The sequence below is a fragment of the Streptomyces sp. NPDC058964 genome, assembly GCF_042741275.1.
Taxonomy (GTDB): Bacteria; Actinomycetota; Actinomycetes; order Streptomycetales; family Streptomycetaceae; genus Streptomyces.
The window spans coordinates 1-3109 of record NZ_JBHYKH010000102.1 but is presented as its reverse complement, the minus strand read 5'-3'; the positions used below and the strand labels follow the sequence as shown (position 1 = coordinate 3109).

Sequence of the window (3109 nt, the reverse complement as noted above, 5' to 3'; positions counted from 1 at the left end):
AAAACTCCCCCTCCCTCTCTCGCTCCGTGTCGGTCGCGGCGCCGATCGCCGCCCGGCCCCCGCCCCGCTGCCCCACTCGCAGCCCGGGGCGGGGGAGGCCTACCCGTGCTGGTACGCCACCAGGGAGATGCCGACGTAGTGGACGACGAAGGCGGCCAGGGTGAAGGAGTGGAACACCTCGTGGAAGCCGAACCAGCGCGGTGAGGGGTTGGGCCGCTTGATCCCGTAGATCACGCCGCCCGCGCTGTACAGGAGACCGCCGACGATCACCAGGACGAGAACGGCGATGCCGCCGGTGCGCATGAAGTCCGGCAGGAAGAAGACGGCGGCCCAGCCCATGGCGAGGTAGCAGGGGGTGTAGAGCCAGCGCGGGGCGCCGACCCAGAAGACCCGGAAGACGATGCCCGCAGCGGCGGCCGCCCAGATGCCCCACAGCAGCCACTGTCCCTTGGCGCCCGGCAGCAGCAGCATCGTCAGCGGCGTGTAGGTGCCCGCGATGATCAGGAAGATGTTGGCGTGGTCGAGTCTGCGCAGGATTCCGTCCATGCGCGGGCTCCAGTTGCCCCGGTGGTACAGCGCGCTCACACCGAACAGCAGGCACGCCGTCAGGACGTAGATTCCGCAGGCCACGCGGCCTCGGGGGGAGTCGGCGAGGGCGGTGAGCGCCAGACCCGCGACGAGTACGGCCGGGAACATGCCGAGATGGAGCCAGCCCCGGAGCTTGGGCTTGACCGGGTGCGGCAGGGAGAGCGCGGCGGGCCCGCGGCCGTCGGCCGGCGAGTCCGTGGGCGCGTCGGAGGCGGACGCAGTCATGACTGGAATCGTACCTACGGAACCGTAAGTTACGTGTCACCGCGACTCGATGACGGGTCGATAGTGGCCATCGTCTCACGAGGCCCCCCTCTTCCGCCCCCGGTGTGGCCGACTCGGACCGGCAAACCGGCGGTAACGCAAAAAGACCTTCAGCCGAACCCAACGTGCACGCAAAGAAACGCGGTAACCGTGGCCTTCCTCACGCTGCTCACCTGTGATGCGCTCTGGACATATGCGCACTACCATCGGATGATCAAATGAGTGCGGTCGGCACCGGATGAGCAGCTACGAAGCGTCCGGGCCGCGGCCCCCACGGGGCAACAAAGGACAAAATCCCTCAATTAGGAGCAATCGTGGCGCGCGACATCGCGGCTCCCCCCGTCATCCCCACCAACCACCAGGAACTGATCTCGTGGGTCAACGAGATCGCCGAACTGACCCAGCCGGACAACGTGGTCTGGTGTGACGGATCCGAGTCCGAGTACGAGCGGCTGTGCGAGGAGCTCGTCGGCAAGGGCACCTTCAAGAAGCTGGACCCGGTCAAGCGCCCCCACTCGTACTACGCGGCATCCGACCCGACCGACGTCGCGCGCGTCGAGGACCGCACGTTCATCTGCTCCGAGAAGGAGGAGGACGCAGGCCCCACCAACCACTGGAAGGCGCCCGCCGAGATGCGGGAGATCTTCCAGGGTGAGAAGGGCCTGTTCCGCGGGTCGATGCGCGGCCGCACGATGTACGTGGTGCCCTTCTGCATGGGCCCGCTGGGCTCGCCGCTCTCCGCGCTCGGCGTGGAGATCACGGACTCCGCGTACGTCGCCGTGTCGATGCGGACGATGACCCGCATGGGACAGCAGGTCCTGGACGAACTCGGCGACGACGGCTTCTTCGTCAAGGCCGTGCACACCCTCGGCGCCCCGCTGGCGCCGGGCGAGCAGGACGTCCCGTGGCCGTGCAACCAGACCAAGTACATCTCGCACTTCCCCGAGAGCCGCGAGATCTGGTCCTACGGCTCCGGCTACGGCGGCAACGCCCTGCTCGGCAAGAAGTGCTACGCGCTGCGCATCGCCTCCGTCATGGCGCGTGACGAGGGCTGGCTGGCCGAGCACATGCTGATCCTCAAGCTCACCCCGCCGCAGGGCGGGCCGAAGTACGTCGCCGCCGCCTTCCCGAGCGCCTGCGGCAAGACGAACCTTGCCATGCTGGAGCCGACGATCTCCGGCTGGACGGTCGAGACGATCGGTGACGACATCGCCTGGATGCGCTTCGGCGAGGACGGCCGTCTGTACGCGATCAACCCCGAGGCCGGTTTCTTCGGCGTCGCGCCCGGCACCGGTGAGCACACCAACGCCAACGCGATGAAGACGCTGTGGGGCAACGCCGTCTTCACCAACGTCGCCCTCACCGACGACAACGACATCTGGTGGGAGGGCATGACGGAGGAGGCTCCGGCCCACCTCACGGACTGGAAGGGCAACGACTGGACGCCCGCGTCCGACGTCCCGGCCGCCCATCCCAACGCCCGCTTCACGGTTCCCGCCTCGCAGTGCCCGATCATCGCGCCGGAGTGGGAGGACCCGAAGGGCGTGCCGATCTCGGCGATCCTGTTCGGCGGCCGCCGGGCGTCGGCGGTGCCGCTGGTGACGGAGTCCTTCGACTGGAACCACGGTGTCTTCCTGGGTGCCAACGTCGCCTCCGAGAAGACCGCCGCCGCCGAGGGCAAGGTCGGCGAACTGCGCCGCGACCCCTTCGCGATGCTGCCCTTCTGCGGCTACAACATGGGCGACTACATGGCCCACTGGATCGACGTGGCCAAGGACAAGGACCAGTCCAAGCTGCCGAAGATCTACTACGTCAACTGGTTCCGCAAGAACGACGAGGGCAAGTTCGTCTGGCCGGGCTTCGGCGAGAACAGCCGCGTCCTGAAGTGGATCGTGGAGCGTCTCGACGGCAAGGCCGAGGGCGTGGAGACCCCCATCGGCATCCTGCCGACCAGGGCCTCCCTCGACACCAAGGGCCTCGAACTCGCCGACTCCGACCTGGACTTCCTGCTCACGGTCGACAAGGAGGTCTGGCGCGAGGAGGCGGCCCTCGTCCCCGAACACCTCAACACCTTCGGCGACCACACCCCGAAGGAGCTGTGGGACGAGTACCGGGCGCTGGTGGAGCGCCTGGGCTGAGGCCCGCACGGAAGACTCCGCGGCCGGTTCGGATGGGATGCCCTGACCAGCGATCGTCACGGCCGGCCGCGGTGACGGCACCAAAGGGCCCGGGGCCCGCCCGTACAACGGTGTACGGG

Annotated in this window: 2 protein-coding genes; one reads left to right on the top strand and one right to left on the bottom strand. The window is 68.2% G+C overall.

Going from position 1 to position 3109, the window contains the following annotated elements; genetic code table 11:
- Positions 1 to 99 precede the first annotated feature (99 nt).
- Complete coding sequence (locus tag ACFW2E_RS15475; protein WP_384466564.1) at positions 100 to 813, bottom strand: hemolysin III family protein; 714 nt, start codon at positions 811 to 813, stop codon at positions 100 to 102.
- Positions 814 to 1166: 353 nt separating this feature from the next.
- Between ACFW2E_RS15475 and ACFW2E_RS15470 the strand changes: the two genes are divergently transcribed.
- The gene (locus ACFW2E_RS15470; RefSeq protein WP_384466562.1) at positions 1167 to 2990 is read left to right on the top strand and encodes a phosphoenolpyruvate carboxykinase (GTP); all 1824 of its coding nucleotides are present in this window, start codon (positions 1167 to 1169) and stop codon (positions 2988 to 2990) included.
- Positions 2991 to 3109: the final 119 nt, after the last annotated feature.

Excerpts from the sequence above, each read along its gene's own strand:
- ACFW2E_RS15475 (WP_384466564.1), bottom strand. The coding sequence starts at position 813 with ATGACTGCGTCCGCCTCCGACGCGCCCACGGACTCGCCGGCCGACGGC.